Annotated in this window: 13 protein-coding genes; 4 read left to right on the top strand and 9 right to left on the bottom strand. The window is 70.1% G+C overall.

Translation table 11 applies throughout. The features are described 5' to 3' along the window. Positions 1–570: 570 nt before the first annotated feature. Positions 571–2,379, bottom strand: coding sequence for a DUF4192 domain-containing protein (locus BMZ82_RS24380; RefSeq protein ID WP_093779277.1), 1,809 nt, complete (start codon positions 2,377–2,379; stop codon positions 571–573). Between the two features lie 164 nt (positions 2,380–2,543). Between BMZ82_RS24380 and BMZ82_RS24375 the strand changes: the two genes are divergently transcribed. Together BMZ82_RS24375 and BMZ82_RS24370 are read left to right on the top strand one after the other, a co-directional pair. Beyond that, complete coding sequence (locus BMZ82_RS24375; protein WP_093779275.1) at positions 2,544–4,709, top strand: RecQ family ATP-dependent DNA helicase; 2,166 nt, start codon at positions 2,544–2,546, stop codon at positions 4,707–4,709. Between the two features lie 296 nt (positions 4,710–5,005). Next, entirely contained in the window at positions 5,006–5,626 is a 621-nt protein-coding gene (locus BMZ82_RS24370) for a hypothetical protein (protein WP_093779273.1), read from the top strand. A gap of 285 nt (positions 5,627–5,911) precedes the next feature. Here BMZ82_RS24370 and BMZ82_RS24365 read toward each other — a convergent pair whose 3' ends face one another. From BMZ82_RS24365 to BMZ82_RS24355, 3 genes are all read right to left on the bottom strand, one after another. Continuing rightward, a complete protein-coding gene (locus BMZ82_RS24365; RefSeq protein ID WP_093779271.1) occupies positions 5,912–6,550 on the bottom strand; it encodes a hypothetical protein in 639 nt (212 codons plus the stop codon). 68 nt (positions 6,551–6,618) lie between these two features. Further along, the gene (locus BMZ82_RS24360) at positions 6,619–7,320 is read right to left on the bottom strand and encodes a ribonuclease HII (RefSeq protein WP_093779269.1); all 702 of its coding nucleotides are present in this window, start codon (positions 7,318–7,320) and stop codon (positions 6,619–6,621) included. A 105-nt stretch (positions 7,321–7,425) separates the two neighbouring features. Then, positions 7,426–8,049 carry a TetR/AcrR family transcriptional regulator gene (locus BMZ82_RS24355; RefSeq protein WP_093779267.1) on the bottom strand — a complete coding sequence of 208 codons (624 nt, stop codon included), beginning with the start codon at positions 8,047–8,049 and terminating at the stop codon, positions 7,426–7,428. A gap of 187 nt (positions 8,050–8,236) precedes the next feature. Here BMZ82_RS24355 and BMZ82_RS24350 point away from each other — a divergent pair, with 187 nt between their 5' ends. After that, entirely contained in the window at positions 8,237–9,790 is a 1,554-nt protein-coding gene (locus BMZ82_RS24350) for an MFS transporter (RefSeq protein ID WP_093779265.1), read from the top strand. Between the two features lie 324 nt (positions 9,791–10,114). Here BMZ82_RS24350 and BMZ82_RS24345 read toward each other — a convergent pair whose 3' ends face one another. The 3 genes from BMZ82_RS24345 to BMZ82_RS24335 all read right to left on the bottom strand — a co-directional run bounded on the left by BMZ82_RS24345 (position 10,115) and on the right by BMZ82_RS24335 (position 12,465). Beyond that, on the bottom strand, positions 10,115–11,020 hold the full coding sequence (locus BMZ82_RS24345; protein WP_093779263.1) for an ADP-ribosylglycohydrolase family protein: 906 nt from the start codon (positions 11,018–11,020) through the stop codon (positions 10,115–10,117). A 12-nt stretch (positions 11,021–11,032) separates the two neighbouring features. Beyond that, positions 11,033–11,692 carry a histidine phosphatase family protein gene (locus tag BMZ82_RS24340; protein ID WP_093779261.1) on the bottom strand — a complete coding sequence of 220 codons (660 nt, stop codon included), beginning with the start codon at positions 11,690–11,692 and terminating at the stop codon, positions 11,033–11,035. Between the two features lie 167 nt (positions 11,693–11,859). Next, complete coding sequence (locus BMZ82_RS24335) at positions 11,860–12,465, bottom strand: YdbC family protein (protein WP_093779260.1); 606 nt, start codon at positions 12,463–12,465, stop codon at positions 11,860–11,862. Between the two features lie 155 nt (positions 12,466–12,620). On the opposite strand from BMZ82_RS24335, the gene BMZ82_RS24330 reads away from it, so the two are divergent. After that, positions 12,621–13,154, top strand: a complete 534-nt coding sequence (locus BMZ82_RS24330) for a TerD family protein (protein ID WP_093779258.1) — start codon at positions 12,621–12,623, stop codon at positions 13,152–13,154. A 110-nt stretch (positions 13,155–13,264) separates the two neighbouring features. On the opposite strand, the gene BMZ82_RS24325 is transcribed toward BMZ82_RS24330, so the two are convergent. Beyond that, on the bottom strand, positions 13,265–16,165 hold the full coding sequence (locus BMZ82_RS24325) for a vitamin B12-dependent ribonucleotide reductase (protein WP_093779256.1): 2,901 nt from the start codon (positions 16,163–16,165) through the stop codon (positions 13,265–13,267). 167 nt (positions 16,166–16,332) lie between these two features. Next, positions 16,333–16,902, bottom strand: a complete 570-nt coding sequence (gene nrdR / locus BMZ82_RS24320) for a transcriptional regulator NrdR (protein WP_093779330.1) — start codon at positions 16,900–16,902, stop codon at positions 16,333–16,335. Positions 16,903–16,983: the final 81 nt, after the last annotated feature.

Genomic DNA, 16,983 nt, shown 5'->3' with positions numbered 1-16,983 from the left:
CTCTGGGCGAGGGTGGGGATGTCTGACGGGGCGTACCGGCGGGCTGCGGCCGCGGCGAAGGCGGGGACAGAGACGGAAACGGTGACTGTGACGGGGAAGGGGGAGGGGCCGGGGACAGAGACGGAGACGTGCCACGGATGCCCGGGCCTGCGGGCATGCCGGGACCTACCCCGGGCCCGCCGATTGGCGAGATGCGTCGACCGGCTCCGGGAACTCCGGCCCTTCGAGGACCGGGTCCGTCCGAAAGCGGTTGGCCGGTGCCCATGAGGTGGGTCGGCCCTGGGGTGTCGAGGCGGCGGGAGCGGTCGTCGGCGGCGGAGGGCGGAGTCGGCTGATGCATGCGGTGACTTCTTCTGCTCTCTGTGCGCCTCGGACATGTTCGAGGCCGGGTGGAAGGCTCCGACAGGGCGGGTGCGCTGTGGCGGTACGACCGTGCAGGTGTTCCGCCACTCAGGTGAACGGGACGGGACTCTCCCGGGTCACGCCCCTGGCACTCAGGCCCCACCGAATGGCGGCCGGAACGGCAGGACCCGGACACCCCGGGCCCGCTTCGGGGGGCCTGCCAGGGCGTCACGCCTGCCCCGTGGCGTCGTCGCCGTCGGGCCGGGCACCTTCCGCGCGGTTGCCGCGACGCCACGGGGAGGCCTTGCCTGCGGAGCGGGGGGCGGAGCGGGGGCGGGATACACCACGGCTCGGCGCGACGGGACGCGTGGTGTGCGTCCTCGGGGTGCGAGAGCGAAGGGCGTTCGTTCCCGACGATCGGCGTTGCGGTTCCGGTTCCTGTCCAGCTTCCGCGCATGCGGCTGAGCCGTGCTGGCCCGAGTCCGGGGTGTCCGTCACCTCACCGGGACCCTCACCGGGACGGTTCGCGTCCTTGGCTTCCCCGGGGTTTGCGGGGGCGTCCGTCCCGCCCGTGCCTTCTGCACCTTCCGCGCCCTTGGAGCCCTCGGGCGTCGTCGGGCTGCCCGGACCCTGCGCTGCTGTGTGGCGTTCGCGCCCCTCGCGCTCGGTGCGCAGGCAGCGTCGTACCGACTCGGGGTCGAGGCCCTCGTTGCAAGCCTGGTGGAGGAGGCGGGCGAAGAGATATCCGGGGTCCGCGCCCAGGGCCACGGCAAGGGCCTCCCTCGCCTCGAGTTCATCGCCGCTGGACCAGGCGACCCAGCCGGCGAGGGTGAGGGGCGCCGCCGCGTGTTCGCTGTAGGGGCCCACGCAGCGGCGTGCCAGTGCCCGCCACAGGCGCAGGGCGGGAGCGGCTTCGTCGCCCTCCATCCACTCCGCCGCCCGGTCACGTGTCACCCGGTCCTGAAGGCCGAGGATCAGAGCCGCGGCCTCGTCGAATCCGAGCAGTTCGTCGTCCCTGTGGTCCGCGATGAGAACACCCGTGACGACGGGCGCCTCGGCGAAGCGGCGCATGACCCGTCCGGCCAGGTCCAGCGTCTCCTGAGCCACCGCCGAGCGGCTCGTCTCGTCGACGATCCTCGGGACGAGCGCCATGCCTGCGGTGTCCAGGGCGATTTCCTGCTCCACTGCGGCACCGGTCTCCAGAGGCAGCAGTCGGGCCCGCAGTTCGCGCAAGGTCCCTCGGACCTGGATCCCCGCGTAGGTCGCGGCCGCCGCGAGCACGGAGGTGCCGGGCAGGCCCATCGGGACGCCCTCGACCGGGCAGCACCCCTTGCCTCCGCAGCAGTACGACCAGAAACGGCCGTCGGAGATGCAGAGCGCCTCGATCACGGGGATGTCGAGGTTGCCGCATTCGAGTCGGAGTTGGTGGGCCAGCGACTGGAGCCGTTCCATGACCTGACGGCCCGTCTCGCCCCTCGCCGGTTCCTGGCAGAGGTAGGCGACCATCTGCGCCGGACGGTCGCCCCGGCGTTCGCTGCCCTTCACGAGGCCCTGCGCCAACTGCTGGGCGACGGCTCCCCAGTCGTCCGGGTTCGCGGGAATGCCGAGCCGGGCCCGGCCACCGAAGCGGCCCCGGCCGCCCAGGTCGTGCAGGGCGACCAGGACAATGCTGTCCTCCGGTCGGTACCCCAGCAAGTAGGGCAAGGCGTCGGCCAGTTCGCCCGGGGTGCGCAGGGTCACCTGGTGGGCGGCGGGGCTTGCGCCGTACTCGGCGTTCCCGTCGTACCTCGCGTGACTGACGTACGCCGTGTGCCCGCTGGTCGTCGGCTGTCCCTCACGCGACGGGCCCCCGGTGCTTCCGACCTGTCCGTCCCTTCCGACCTGCACGCCCCATCCATCCCGCGTGTCACGTCCGTCCCGCCCGTCGTGCACATCCCGCCCGTCAAGTCCGCCACATCCGTCGCGTCCGTCAAGTCCGTCGCGTCCGGTGATGTCGCCGTTTTCGGGGGAACCAGTGTTTTCGCTGTGATTCGTCATGCGCAGACGATCTCGCGAATCCTGAGATTCCGTTTTGGCCTGTGGATAAGTCCGATCAGGAACACGTCATTCGGGCGGCTCGGCGGGCTCGCGGTGCCGCCGAGCGCCCTGCCCCCACCCCGGCCGTGACCGGATTGTCAGTGGCGTCCTGTTGTATGGGGGGCATGGAGCACACGAGCAACACGGATCTCCGGGCCGACGCCGACGCCGTCCTCGCCCGCCTCGTCGGCGATGCCTCGGGCGCGGCCCGGCTGCGCGAGGATCAGTGGCGGGCGATCGAGGCGCTGGTGGCCGACCGGCGCCGGGCTCTGGTGGTCCAGCGGACGGGATGGGGCAAGTCCGCGGTCTACTTCGTGGCGACCTCCCTGCTCCGGGCCCGCGGCGCCGGCCCCACAGTGATCGTTTCTCCGCTGCTCGCCCTGATGCGCAACCAGGTCGAGGCCGCGGCCCGGGCCGGTATCCACGCGCGGACCATCAACTCCTCGAACAGCGAGGAGTGGGAGACCGTGCAGGGGGAGATCGCGGCGGGTGAGGTCGATGTCCTGCTGGTCAGTCCAGAGCGGCTCAACAACCCCGATTTCCGCGATCAGGTGCTGCCCGCGCTGTCCGCCGCGACCGGTCTGCTCGTGGTCGACGAGGCGCACTGCATCTCCGACTGGGGCCACGACTTCCGGCCGGACTACCGTCGGCTGCGGACCATGCTCACGGATCTCCCGCCCGGCGTACCGGTGCTCGCGACGACCGCGACCGCCAACGCGCGCGTGACCGCCGACGTCGCCGAACAGCTCGGCACCGGCGGCACGTCGGACGCCCTGGTGCTGCGCGGCCCGCTGGACCGCGAGAGTCTCAGTCTGAACGTGCTGCGGCTGCCCGACGCCGCGCACCGGATGGCCTGGCTCGCCGACCACCTCGACCAACTGCCGGGCTCCGGAATCATCTACACGCTGACGGTGGCCGCCGCCGAGGAGGTCACCGCGTTCCTGCGGCAGCGCGGGTACGTCGTCGCCTCGTACACGGGCCGTACGGAGAACGCCGACCGGCAGCAGGCCGAGGAGGATCTGCAGGCCAACAAGGTCAAGGCACTGGTCGCCACCTCCGCGCTCGGTATGGGCTTCGACAAGCCCGACCTCGGTTTCGTCGTGCACCTCGGCTCGCCCTCCTCCCCCATCGCGTACTACCAGCAGGTGGGCCGCGCCGGACGCGGTGTCGAGCACGCGGAGGTGCTCCTGCTGCCCGGGAAGGAGGACGAGGCGATCTGGGAGTACTTCGCGTCGCTCGCCTTCCCGTCGGAGGAGTTGGTGCGCCGGACGCTGGACGTCCTCGCGCGCGCGGAGCGGCCGGTGTCGCTGCCGGCCCTGGAGCCCCTGGTGGAGCTGCGCCGCTCCCGCCTGGAGAGCATGCTCAAGGTCCTCGACGTGGACGGTGCGGTCAAACGGGTCAAGGGCGGCTGGCTCGCGACCGGCGAGCCGTGGACGTACGAGACCGAGCGGTACGAGTGGGTTGCGCGGCAGCGCAAGGCCGAACAGGAGGCGATGCGGCAGTACGCGTCGACGACGGACTGCCGGATGGAGTTCCTCCAGCGCCAGCTCGACGACGACGGCGCGAAGGCCTGCGGACGCTGCGACAACTGCGCGGGGGCGCGCTATGCGGCCGAGACGTCCACGGCCGCGCTGGACGCCGCGCGGGTGGACCTGGGCCGCGCGGGCGTCGAGGTGGAGCCCCGACGGATGTGGCCGACCGGCCTGCCGGCGATCGGCATGGAGCTCAAGGGGCGCATTCCGGCCGGTGAACAGGCGGCGGCCGGGCGGGCGTTGGGGCGCCTCTCCGACATCGGCTGGGGCAACAGGCTCCGTCCGATGCTCACCGCCCAGGCTTCCGACGGGCAGATTCCGGACGACGTGGCGAAGGCCGTGGTGGGTGTGCTGGCCGACTGGGCGAAGGGTCCCGGCGGTTGGGCCTCCACAGCGGCGGACGCCCTGGCGCGCCCGGTCGGCGTGGTCACCGTCGCCTCACGCACGAGACCGCGGCTGATCCACTCACTGGGCGCGCGCATCGCGGAGGTCGGCCGACTGCCGTTCCTGGGCACCCTGGAGTACGCCGCCGACGCTTCGCCGGTCTCGCGGAGCAACAGCGCCCAACGCCTCAAGGCACTGCACGGGCTGCTGGAGGTGCCGCCCGCGCTCGCTGCCGCGCTGGCCGAGGCGCAGGGCCCCGTCCTGCTCGTGGACGACTACACGGAGACCGGTTGGACCCTCGCGGTCGCGGCCCGGATGCTCCGCCGCGGGGGCGCGCAGGGGGTGTTGCCTCTGGTTCTGGCCGTTCAGGGCTGACGAGGGAAGCGGCCCTGCGGCGATGTGCAACTGAACCGCCCGCCTCAGGGGTACTGACAAGGCATGAGCTGTGGGCTCGGGCGTCCTCACACGAATCACTGGGTAGGGATATATGACACTCACCGTCATATAACGGTCGGTGGCCCCAATTGCTCGTTGCCGCATCCAAGTTCGACAGGAAGAATTGAGGTCCGCTCCCCGCACGGCTCGTCCGTAGTCCGGTAGGGCTCTGTTGCGGTGTGCGCTCCCCCGAATCCGACCCGCCCGCTGTGTGGGCCGTAGCCGAAGGGAGGATCGTGACCTTCGGATTCGCTCCGTCCTCGGCGGCTTCGTTGTCGACGTCCACGTCCGCCACCTCCGCCAACCGCCTGCTCGAGCCTGCCGAATGGGCCGCGGCCGGCATACCACTGCTGCGCAACCCTCGGGAAGTCGTCAGCGGGCTGCACTCGCGGCACCGGCCAGGGCCGGCCACCGCGATCGTGGCCGTGCTCGACCCGGACGAGCGGGTGCAGGCCAGCGCCTCGTTCACCCGGCGCCAGGCGTCGAGCGACGGCTGGATGTTCCGCAACGCCCTGCTCGCCCAACTGCGCCGCGTCATCCCGCACGACCTGCGGCGCCGCACGCCCGTGCGCACCGCCGTGCTGCTCTACTGCCGTGAGGGCGACGCCCGCTGGACGGAGGAGGACGGGGCGTGGATGTGGGGCCTGCGTGACGCCTGCACGCTGCACGGGTTGCGCTGCGGGGCTTACATCACGCTGACCCGGGACGGCTGGCAGGTCCTCGGAGAGGGGCGTGGAGGCCGTCGGCCCAACGCGGACTCCGCTCCGGAGCCGTTCGGCCTGTCCGAGGCCCCGCCCCCGCTGCCACGGACCGGCGGCGTCGCCTCGGATGTGCTGCGCCGCGCGGCCGCCCGCTGAGGGCGACCGGTCGGCCGAGCGAGGCACCCGCTGAAGGCGATCCGCCGACCGAACCGCCCGCGAGGGCGAGTACGTCACGGCCGCCTGCGGGCGCTACGGGTGCTGTGGCGCTGCCTTGGTAATCGCCGAGGGCGCGTGGCACCCGGGGGGGGGGAGCCGTGCCCGTACGGCACTCATGGCGCCGCCCAAATGCCCCTGGGCACAAGGCCCCAAGGCGCACCGCAGAGGCGCCGCAGACAGCGACGCCTCCGCGGGTCCGGAGCCTCCCGGCCTACCGGAACTTGCTCAGACGCCGGCGCCCGGCACCGCGTTGATCTGCTGCGCGTCACCGCAGACGATCAGCACGGCGGAGGCCCGAGCGCGGGCCAGCGGCAGAGCGGTGGCGGCCACGGTGTCGGAACCGCCGTTGACGGCGACCACGACGACGGGACGCACGCCCGCGCGCGCCACGTCGGCGGCATCGGCGTAGAAGACGTCGTCTCCCGCGTCGTGCTGCGCCCAGTAGGGCACCTCACCGAAGGACAGTTCGTGGGCGGCCCAGGGGTGCCGCTCGCCGGTGGTGATCACCAGCACGTCCCCCGGGGCGCGGCCCGAGTCCAGGAGGAGGTCCACGGCCTCCTCGGCGGCGTCCAGCGCGCCCTCGGCCGAGGCCGGGACCAACTGGACCTGGGGAGTCACCGAAGCGGGCAAGGCGACGGCGGGAGCTGCCGGGGCCGAGGGCCCGGGCTTGGCGGCCACGTCGCGCGGCGCGCGTTGCGCCGGTGGCGTGGGCCGAGGGGGTCCGGGACGACCGGGACGCGACGGAGCCGCGGGACGGGGTCCGGGTACAGGTCGAGGGGTCGGTGCGGTGCGGCCGCTGGCCGGAGTCGCGCGGGGACCCTGGGCACTCTCGTGAATCTGAGGCTCCTCGGGAATGAGAGGCATGAGCTGTTGTCTATCAAACGTTGATGCGGCACGCGCCAGCGGGTGGCACATCGGTGCGGCCGGATTCGTCAGAAGTCGAAGCCGAGCTGACCTTCGATCTCCGGAGCGCTTCCGTTCGCCCAGCTACGGGCCTTCTTGAGGTGCCGCCACTGGGGCAGCGCATCAAGATACGCCCACGACAACCGGTGGTACGGGGTGGGGCCCCGCTCCTCCAGTGCGGCCTTGTGGACGGGCGCCGGATACCCGGCATTGTCCGCAAAACCGAAGTCTGCATGGTCGATACCCAGTTCGGCCATCATTTTGTCGCGCTGCACCTTGGCGATGACCGAGGCCGCCGCGACGGCCACGCACGACTGATCGCCCTTGATCACCATGCGGACCTGCCACGGGGCACCGAGGTAGTCGTGCTTCCCGTCGAGGATCACCGCGTCGGGACGGATCGGGAGAGATTCCAGGGCCCGCACGGCGGCGAGCCGCAGCGCGGCGGTCATCCCCAGATCGTCGATCTCCTCCGGGGAGGCGTGCCCCAGGGCGTACGACGTCACCCACTTCAGCAGTTCCTCGGCGAGCGCGGTGCGGCGCTTGACGGTGAGCAGCTTGGAGTCCGTGAGACCTACGGGCGGTCGGCGCAGTCCGGTGACCGCCGCGCAGACGGTGACGGGGCCGGCCCACGCACCACGGCCCACCTCGTCGACACCGGCGATGACCTTCGCTCCGGTCGTGGCGCGGAGGGAGCGCTCGACAGTGTGTGTGGGTGGTTCGTACGGCATGGCGCCCTTAGATTACGCCGCCGGGATCCCCTCGCGACACCCCGGGCGGCAGCGGCCTCTCCGAGGCCGGCTGCGAGGCCGACTGCAACGGTGCCGAAACCGCTCTCAGGGCGCGGCCGGTCGGAGCAGCGGCAGCATGAGCTGGTCGATCATCTCGTCCAGATCGCGATCGTTCCATTCACATCCGCACACCTTGGATCGATACATCAGCATGGCCGGAATGGCATCGAAGACGTATCCGTTCGCCGCATCCGGCCGCACCTCACCCCTCTCGATTCCTCGGCTGATGACCTCATGGAGGAGCCTGACGGTCGGCTCCACCACACCGTCGAGGATCAGGGCATGGAAGCGCTCGGCTCGAGCCGGATCGCATTCGTGAAGCACCGAGCGCAGCGCGGAGCCGGGCCGGGAGAACATCGCGTCACGCGCCTCGCGGCACAGCGCCACCAGGTCCTCGCGCACGCTCCCCAGATCGGGGGCGGCGTCCAGCCGGGGCAGTCCGGCCCGCAAGGCGTCCGCGACAAGGTCCTCCTTGGAGGGCCAGCGGCGGTAGACGGCGGCCTTGCCGGTCTGGGCGCCGGCCGCGACGCCTTCCATCGTGAGGCCGTTCCAGCCGACGGTGCCCAACTGATCCAGCGCGGCATCGAGAATCGCACGTTCGAGCACGGCGCCGCGCCGACGGGGGGACGTCGCCTGAGCGGGGGCGGCCGTCCAGCGCGAAGTAACCATCTGAGTGTCTCCAGCGGGCAGAGGGAGCGGGGATTACGGGGTGGGGCGAGGCAGTGTGCGGCCGCGGCGGGGGACACGCCGAAGGATGACGCCGCGAGTGAACGCTTGCGTTCACTATGGAGGACTCACTACCGTTGTCGAGCCAGTGAACGCCAGCGTTCACTAACGCTCCTGTGGGGGACCCATAGTGACTACCTCTCAATTGATCCAGAATCAGAAACCGGGCGCGGCCCGCCGGGAGGGACATCCCGGCATCGCGCTCACCGTGATCGCGGCCTGCCAACTCATGGTGGTACTCGACGCGACGATTGTGAACATCGCGCTCCCGCACATTCAAGACGCGCTCAAGTTCAGTACCACGGACCTGACCTGGGTGGTCAGCGCCTACACGCTCACCTTCGGTGGTCTGCTGCTGCTCGGCGCCCGGGCCGGTGACATCCTCGGGCGGCGTCGGGTGTTCATGACCGGCATCCTGCTCTTCACCTTCGCCTCGCTCCTGGGCGGACTGGCCCAGGAGCCCTGGCAGTTGCTGGCCGCACGCGCCCTCCAGGGCATTGGCGGGGCCATCGCGTCGCCCACTTCGTTGGCGCTCATCACCACCACTTTCCCCGAGGGGCCGGAGCGGAACCGGGCCTTCGGCGTCTTCGCCGCCGTGTCCGCGGGCGGTGGCGCCATCGGCCTGCTCGCGGGCGGCATGCTCACCGAGTGGCTCGACTGGCGCTGGGTGCTGTTCGTCAACGTACCCATCGGGGTGCTCATCGCGGCCCTCGCGCCGCTGTACATCAGCGAGTCCGAGCGGCACCCCGGGCGCTTCGACATCGCCGGCGCGCTGACGTCGACGACCGGCATGGCCTCCCTGGTCTACGCGTTCATCCGCGCCGCGGAGGAAGGCTGGCGGGACAGTCTCACCCTCGGGGCGTTCGGCGCCTCTCTGGTCCTGCTGATCGCCTTCGTGTTCACGGAGATGCGGGCAAAGGAGCCGATCACGCCGCTGAAGATGTTCGCCGACCGCAACCGCTCCGGCACGTACGTGATCATGCTGAGCCTCGCTGCGGCCATGTTCGGCATGTTCTTCTACATCGTGCTGTTCGTGCAGAACGTACTGGGCTACAGCCCGATCAAGGCCGGCCTCGCTTTCCTCCCCGTCACGGTCGCCATCGCGACGGGGGCGGGTCTGTCGCAGCGCTTCCTGCCGGTCCTGGGCCCCAAGCCGTTCATGCTCACGGGGTCCACGCTGGTGGTCATCGGCCTCACCTGGCAGGCCTTCATCAGCCCGGACAGTACCTATGTCGGCGGGGTGCTGGGACCGATGCTGATCTTCGGCCTCGGCATGGGTCTGAACTTCGTGACGGTGACGGTGACCGCGGTCTCGGGTGTCGCCCCGCACGAGGCGGGCGCCGCGTCCGGCCTGCTCAACGCCACGCAACAGGTGGGTGGTTCGCTCGGACTGTCCATCCTGACGACCGTGTTCGGCTCGGCCAGCAAGAACGAGGCGGAGAAACAACTGCCGAAGTTCCTCGCCGACGGATCCGCGGAGCAGAAGGCCGAGTTCGCCAGGACGCACCAACTGCCCGCCCCTTGGGGGCACGAGGTACTCGCCCACAGCATCTCGACCGCCTTTGTCCCGGCCGCCGCGATCGCCGCGATCGCTCTCGTGACGGCCTGGTTCGTGATCCGCGTCCGCAAGAGCGACCTGGAGGCGCTGTCCGGCACGACCACGACCGCTCCTACGGTCGGCTGACAGAACGGCCCCACGGGCCGGCCTCGGAGCGTCGCCGCCTCGCACGGCGCGGGCGCGTCCGCCGCTCCCCGGTCGGCCCACCTGGCCTGCCCTGCCCACCCGACCGCTCGCAATCAGCAGCATGATCACGAACAAGACGAACCACATGCCCATCCCCTACGCCCCCCTGCATCGCTCCCGCACTCACTCGCCCACCTGCACGCACACGTCGCACAGCGGATGTCGGAACAACGCACGACCGGTCACGCAGAGTTCCCGTCGGACACCGAGAGTTTCCGCGACCGGGTGGTGCCGGAAAACCCACCACACCTCACGCCACACGCCTCACGCAGACGCGGGCACCCACCCCGGCAGCGCCTCCACCTGTCGCGCCCAGCCCCCCGGAGGCCTCCCGGCCTTGCCGGACGCCAGCACGCCGCCCACGATGGCGCAGGTCGTGTCCACGTCCCCACCGACCTGTGCGGTCGTCCAGAACGCCGCCTCGAAGTCACCGAGGGCGCGAGCCGCCGACCAGACCGCGAAGGGGACGGTGTCATGGGCCGACGTACGCCTCCCGCAGCCCAGCACGGCGGCGACGGTGGCCGCGTCGGCGTAGTCGAGCATGTCCCTGGCGCGCCGTAGGCCGGCGCCGACGGCGCTCTTCGGGACGAGGGCGATGACACCGTCCAGCAGCGCCTCGGGGCTCGGCGGCCCGCCGGGGGCGCCGGTTAGCGCGGCGGCCGCGGCGACGGCCATGGCCCCGACCACGGCCTCCCGGTGCTGGTGCGTGGGGTAGGCGGAGATCTCCGCCTGGTGGGTCGCCTGCTCGGGGTCGTCCGCGTACCAGGCGCCCAAGGGGGCGATCCGCATCGCGGCGCCGTTACCCCAGGACCCCTGCCCGTTGAACAACGCGGCCGACAGTTCGCGCCAGTCGGCACCCTCCCTGACCAGCCTCAGCAGCCGGTTGACCGCCGGACCGTACCCGCGGTCGAAGTCGTGGTGCTCCGCGAAGGCGTGGGCCAGGGCGTCCTGGTCGATGCGGTGGTGGGCGGCGAGGACGGCCACGACGGAGCAGGCCATCTCGGTGTCGTCGGTCCACTGCCACGGACCGGGCGGCAGCTCGCGGCGCTGCAACAGGGGGTAGTTCACCGGCACGAAGAACTGAGAGCCCAGCGCGTCACCCACGGCGAGGCCGCGCAGGCTGGCCAGGGCGCGCTCCAAGCGCCCTTCGAGAGAGGAGTCAACGGTCATCACTTCGTCACCCTATCCAGTGATTCCATACGGCTCCGGATCTCGCCAGCGCTTGAAAGGCCGGTCCAGCGCGTACCTGCCGTCGTCCTCGAGAACGAGCATCCGCATCTCGGCGTTCCCTGGGTTCGCGAGGGACTCGAACTCGGCGACCGTCCAGTGGAACCAGCGCATGCAGAACAGCCGCATCGCCAGGCCATGGGTCACCAGGAGCACGTTCGGCGGGTGGTCGGGGGCCTCGAAGCTGCGGAACAGGCTCTCCAGGAAGCCGCCGACCCGGTCGTAGACGTCGGCTCCGCTCTCGCCCTGGGCGAAGCGGTAGAAGAAGTGCCCGTAGGCGTCCCGGTAGGTCTTCTGCAGCCGTACGTCGTCGCGGTCCTGCCAGTTCCCCCAGTCCTGCTCGCGCAGCCGGGGCTCCTCGCGTACCCGTATGAGCTCGGGATCGAGGTGGAAGGCGCGGAGGGTTTCATGGGTGCGCCGGTAGGGGGAGACGTACACGCTGACCCGCTCGCGGCCGAACACCTCCCGCAGGGTCTTTCCCGTCTCCTCCGCCTGCCGCCAACCCTGCTCGGTCAGGGCCAGTGCGTGGTCGGGTTCACGCTCGTAGACGGTGTCATCAACATTGCCCGTTGACTCCCCGTGCCGGACAAGGACGATGCGCCGTGGTCGTGCCATGCCAAAACCCTAGATCGGATCACGGCGGATCGAGCACTCGTACGGCCTCCATACGGCGCAGGTCACACCTATCCCGCACCAGAAGGCACATAACAACGCACGCTCAGCGACCCCAGCGGCGGATCCGGCGGCGGGTCCGGCAGTGAGTCCGGCAGTGAGTCCGGATTTCAAACCGTCCAGGTCGGCTCGAGTTCGACGATGTCGCCGGTGAGGGAGGAGATGTCCGCCTCCGTCTGGGCGCGCAGTGCGAGCCGCTCCACTCGCTCGGTGCGGTACTTTCCGTGCTCGGCCTCCGAGCGCCACATCGACAGCACCAGGAACTCGTGTCCGGGCGCTTCGGCGAAGAGTCCGCGGATCATGCCGGGCGAGCCGGCCATGGCCGGGTTCCACACCTTCTCCTGCATCAGGGTGAAGTGCTCGGCGCGTTCCTCGTGGACCCGGCACAGGGCCACCCGTACCAGGTCGGAGTCGGTGAAGCGGGGCTCGAAGCCCGTCTTCACGTCGAAGCGGTAGTCGAACAGACGCACCTGGGCGTCCTTGAAGGTGCCCGCCTGCGCCGCCGCCAGCCGGTCGTGGGAGCGGGCCATGAAGGAGTCGTAGAAGGCGCGGCTCTCCCAGAAGGCGAAGACATGCGCGACGGAGGGCCGCCCTCTGCTCCAGCCCCCGCCCTGTCCCCGAAATCCCGGCTCTCCCAGAAGCCCCGCCCACTTTCGCTGTCCCCGTTCGAAACCGCGGCGGTCCACCACGGTGCAGCGAATCCACTTGACCAGCACCGCGCCATGGTAAGGCCAGCGGGCGTGGCGTTGGTCACCCTTGGACGCGGTGCAGCGCTGCGGCGACGCACGCGCGCGTGGCAGGATGGACAACCGCCCCTGGCGGTCGGCCAGTTCGGGGCGACGGCAGACGGGGATACGGGGAGGAGAAGTCCGTGAGCGGCCTCAACAAGGGAATCCGCAAGATCGAGATGTCGCTGAAGTGGGACCCGAGTCCGGCGGGGCAGCCGCCCACCGACCTGGACATCGTGGCCGCGACGTACCTGGCGGGCGATCCGAACGGCGCCCCCGCCTATGTGGTGCATTTCGACAGTCGCTCCCCCGACGGCACGATCTATCTCAACCGGGACAGCAAGGACGGCAAGGGCTTCGGCTGGGACGAGGTCATGACACTCGAACTCGACCGCCTCGACGCGCGGTACGCGCGCGTGGTCGTCGGCGTCGTCATCCAGCAGAACCCGGAGCACCGGACCTTCGTCAGCGTGCTCAACCCCGGCTTCCGGATACGGGAGGGCTACGGCGTCCTGGCCGAGGACGACTTCGGCGGCGTCCTCGGCGCGACCGCGGCGACGGTCGGGGAGTTCGTGCGCGAGACGGCCGACGGGTGGTCGTTCCACTCCGGTGTCCAGGGCTTCGAGGACGACCCGGCGACGTTCACGAGGATCATGGGCCAGGTCCGCCAGTCCTGACCGCCACGCGCGCGTGGCGGCGCGCGGGGTCACGACACGCCGAGGGCGGTGGAGCCGTTGTCCGGTTCCACCGCCCTCGCTACTGGTTCACATCCAGCAGGGGTACGACATCAGCTACAACCGCTGGTCGAACCGCAGCCCTCGCAGATGTAGCAGGAGCCGGCCCGCTGCATCTTCGTGCCGCACGAGAAGCACAGCGGGGCGTCGGCCTGGATGCCCATCTGCATCTCCACCAGTTCGGCGCTGGTGTGGGCCTGCTTCGGGGCGGGCACGGCCACCTCGATGTCGGCCTTGGGGGTGACGACGGCCTTCAGGTCCGTCGGGCGCGGGGCGGACTGGGCGAGGCCCTCCACGTCCACGTCCTCCTCCTCGAGGTTCGGCTCGTACGAACCGGTCTCCAGGTGGCGCTGACGCTCCTCCGCGGAGTGGATGCCGAGCGCGGAGCGCGTCTCGAAGGGCAGGAAGTCGAGCGCCAGGCGGCGGAAGATGTAGTCGACGATCGACTGCGCCATCCGCACGTCCGGGTCGTCGGTCATGCCGGCCGGCTCGAAGCGCATGTTGGTGAACTTCGAGACGTACGTCTCCAGCGGCACGCCGTACTGGAGGCCGACGGAGACCGCGATGGAGAAGGCGTCCATCATGCCGGCGAGGGTCGAGCCCTGCTTGGACATCTTCAGGAAGACCTCGCCGAGACCGTCGTCCGGGTAGGAATTGGCGGTCATGTAGCCCTCGGCGCCGCCGACCGTGAACGAGGTCGTGATGCCGGGGCGGCCCTTGGGCAGGCGCTTGCGGACCGGGCGGTACTCGATGACCTTCTCGACCGCGGCACGGATCGTGTCCTCGGCCTTCTCGGTGATCTCGGTCTTCTCCTTCTCCTTGGTCTTCGCGGAGAGGGGCTGGCCGACCTTGCAGTTGTCGCGGTAGATCGCGAGCGCCTTGACGCCGAGCTTCCAGGCCTCGTAGTAGATCTCCTCGACCTCCTCGACGGTCGCCGTCTCCGGCATGTTGACCGTCTTGGAGATCGCGCCGGAGATCCACGGCTGGATCGCGGCCATCATGCGGACGTGGCCCATCGGGGAGATGGCGCGCTCGCCCATGGCGCAGTCGAACACCTCGTAGTGCTCGGGCTTGAGGCTGGGGGCGTCGATCACGTTGCCGTTGTCGGCGATGTGGGCGACGATCGCCTCGATCTGCTCCTCCTGGTAGCCCAGGCGGCGCAGGGCCTGCGGGACGGTGCCGTTGACGATCTGCATCGAGCCGCCGCCGACCAGCTTCTTGAACTTGACCAGGGCGAGGTCGGGCTCGACGCCGGTGGTGTCGCAGGACATCGCCAGACCGATGGTGCCGGTCGGGGCGAGCACGGACGCCTGGGAGTTACGGAAACCGTTCTTCTCGCCGACCCGCAGCACGTCCTGCCAGGCTTCCGTGGCGGCGGCCCAGACCGGGGAGTCCAGGTCGTCCACGCGGACGGCCGTCGCGTTGGCGTCCGAGTGCTGCTTCATGACGCGGTTGTGGGCGTCGGCGTTGCGGGCGTAGCCGTCGTACGGGCCGACGACCGAGGCCAGTTCGGCGGAGCGGCGGTAGGCCGTGCCCGTCATCAGGGAGGTGATGGCGCCGGCCAGCGAGCGGCCGCCGTCGGAGTCGTAGGCGTGGCCGGTGGCCATCAGCAGGGCGCCGAGGTTGGCGTAGCCGATGCCGAGCTGGCGGAACGCGCGCGTGTTCTCGCCGATCTTCTGGGTCGGGAAGTCGGCGAAGCAGATGGAGATGTCCATCGCGGTGATGACGAGTTCGACGACCTTCTGGAAGCGGTCGGCCTCGAAGGACTGGGTGCCCTTGCCGTCGTCCTTGAGGAACTTCATCAGGTTCAGCGAGGCGAGGTTGCAGGACGTGTTGTCCAGGTGCATGTACTCGCTGCACGGGTTCGACGCCGTGATCCGGCCGGACTCGGGGCAGGTGTGCCAGCGGTTGATCACACCGTCGTACTGAATGCCCGGGTCGGCGCAGGCCCACGCGGCCTCGGCCATCTTGCGGAACAGCTTCTTGGCGTCGACCTTCTCGATGACCTCGCCGGTCATCCGGGCGCGCAGGCCGAACTCGGTGCCGTTCTCGACGGCCGTCATGAACTCGTCGTTCACGCGGACCGAGTTGTTCGCGTTCTGGTACTGGACGGACGTGATGTCGTCGCCGCCCAGGTCCATGTCGAAGCCCGCGTCGCGCAGCGCGCGGATCTTCTCCTCCTCCTTCACCTTGGTCTCGATGAAGTCCTCGACGTCCGGGTGGTCCACGTCGAGGACGACCATCTTGGCCGCGCGACGGGTGGCGCCACCGGACTTGATGGTGCCGGCGGAGGCGTCGGCGCCACGCATGAAGGAGACCGGTCCCGAGGCGTTGCCGCCGGAGGAGAGCAGCTCCTTGGAGGAGCGGATGCGGGAGAGGTTCAGGCCGGCGCCGGAGCCGCCCTTGAAGATCATGCCCTCTTCCTTGTACCAGTCGAGGATCGACTCCATGGAGTCGTCGACGGCCAGGATGAAGCAGGCGGAGACCTGCTGGGGCTGCGGGGTGCCGACGTTGAACCAGACGGGGCTGTTGAAGCTGAAGATCTGGTGCAGGAGGGCGTACGCCAGCTCGTGCTCGAAGATCTCGGCGTCGGCGGGCGTGGCGAAGTACTTGTAGTCCTCGCCGGCCTTCGTGTACGTCTTCACGATGCGGTCGATCAGTTGCCTGAGGCCGGTCTCGCGCTGCGGGGTGCCGACGGCGCCCCGGAAGTACTTGCTGGTGACGATGTTGACCGCGTTCACCGACCAGAAGTCGGGGAACTCGACGCCACGCTGCTCGAAGTTGATCGAGCCGTCGCGCCAGTTGGTCATGACGACGTCACGGCGCTCCCAGACCACCTCGTCGTACGGGTGCACGCCGGGGGTGGTGTGGATGCGCTCGATACGCAGGCCCTTGGTGGTCTTGGTGCCCTTGGCTCGGGAACCTCGTGCCGGACCGCTCGCCGTCTCTGTCATGCCGCCTCCCTGGTACGGGCAAAACGCCCAGAAATGCCACGTTGTTCCCGTGACACGGTGTTCTGTCTTGTACTGCGGGCGTCCACGCGCTACCGCCCGCAGCAGGTCTTCGTCCGCCGCCGCCCGGCCGTTCCCGGAACCTCAGGTTCCGGGGTTCGGCCCGTCGGTCAGTCGGCGGCGTGGGCGGGCTCGGGGACCTGCACGGTCCCTCCGCGCCCGCCGTCTTCTTCCCGGCTCCCCACGACATCCCCTGCGTCGTCCGCGCGGTCGTCGCCGTCCGCGGCGGGGTGTCCCGTCTGGCCCCTGAGTTCCACGATGGCGGCCTCGAAGTCCTCGAGCGAGTCGAACGCCCGGTAGACGGAGGCGAATCGCAGATAGGCGACGAGGTCGAGCTCCTGCAACGGGCCGAGTATGGCCAGCCCCACGTCGTGGGTGGTCAACTCGGCGCTTCCGGTGGCCCGCACCGCCTCCTCGACCCGCTGGCCGAGCTGGGCGAGCGCGTCCTCGGTGACCGGCCGCCCCTGGCATGCCTTGCGCACGCCGTTGATGACCTTGGTGCGGCTGAAGGGCTCCGTGACTCCGGACCGCTTCACCACCATGAGCGAGCACGTCTCCACGGTCGTGAAACGACGGGAGCAGTCAGGGCACTGGCGGCGCCTGCGGATCGACGTGCCGTCGTCCGTCGTACGACTGTCGACGACACGGCTGTCGGGGTGCCTGCAGAAGGGGCAGTGCATGAACTCCAACCCTCCTCACAGCAGACTCATTGGCCTCGCCGGGCCTCACGGGCCCCTCGAAGCAGCCCCAAGCATAGGGGA

Origin of the sequence: Streptomyces sp. yr375 (genome assembly GCF_900110755.1) — a bacterium.
Classification (GTDB): domain Bacteria; phylum Actinomycetota; class Actinomycetes; order Streptomycetales; family Streptomycetaceae; genus Streptomyces.
This window is presented reverse-complemented; position numbering and strand designations above follow the sequence as displayed.